Origin of the sequence: Leptotrichia trevisanii DSM 22070 (assembly GCF_000482505.1) — a bacterium.
Lineage (GTDB): Bacteria > Fusobacteriota > Fusobacteriia > Fusobacteriales > Leptotrichiaceae > Leptotrichia > Leptotrichia trevisanii.
This window is the reverse complement of sequence record NZ_KI519449.1, coordinates 1-990: the sequence shown is the minus strand read 5'-3', so window position 1 is coordinate 990 and position 990 is coordinate 1. Positions and strand designations below refer to the sequence as shown.

The following is a 990-nucleotide window of genomic DNA, read 5'->3' as shown; positions in this document are numbered from 1 at the left end:
GCTTCTACAAATTTGGCGTTGTCTGTTACCTGCTCCAGTATTATTTCAAATTTTCCTTCCGACTTTTCACTTAAACTCAGGGTTTCTGAGTAGCTTAATAAATTTACTTCTGGTATGTGGATGTATCTTACCGGGATTTCTCTATCTAACATAAATTCTCCTTTCACTACAAACCAAAAACCTTCAACACAGGCAGTAAATAGTTAATCCAGTCCTTCGTTCCTCTCTGTTTATAAATAACTGTCGGATAGTCTTTTTCTCTTTTGAATGTCCCATCCTTCTTGTATTCCTTACAAGTCCAGCTTCCATTTGGCTTCTCTTCGCAGTGCATTGCCACTTTATCACTGTTGTCATAATATTCAATATAATATTGTGAGGGTTTTGCTGGTTCATTCCACTCTCCACCAGCAATAAACTCATATTTTAATCGGTTATTTTCATAAAATTTCTGTTTCTGCCCAACTGTACTGTCATTTTTAAACTGCATTTCTGCAAATAAATTTCCTTTTTTATCATATAACAAAGATTTACCATCTAAAATAGATATTTTTCTATTTGCTGTCAGTTCTTTCAATAAATTTAACTCACCAGATTTAACTCCATTTTCATAATATGTAATTGTTTTTTCTCTAATATCATTCCTAAAAATATATCTATAACGTAATTGTCCATTTTTATAGTATCTAAAAGCCTGTCCTTCTGTTTTTCCGTTAATAAAAAAATAAATACCTTCAATGTTTAATCCGTCATCTCCATAAATTATTTGTGTCCCTGTAAATGGCTTACTTTCTCCTTTTATATAGACTATTCCATTTCTTCTCTCACCTTTATCAAAATCATCTTCTATCCTTGATGTCTCTATATCTTTTAATTCATTGTAATTACTTAATTTAATTATTCCTCTTACCTCAGATAATTTCACGGAGAATAAAGGAAAACTTAAAAATAGAAATAATAAAAATGTTTTTTTATAATCTTTTATCATTGACT

General features: G+C 30.2%; 1 pseudogene. It reads right to left on the bottom strand.

Features of this window, described 5'->3' with window-relative positions:
• Positions 1-166: 166 nt before the first annotated feature.
• Positions 167-990: pseudogene (locus tag K324_RS16165) on the bottom strand (hypothetical protein); the annotation flags it as partial.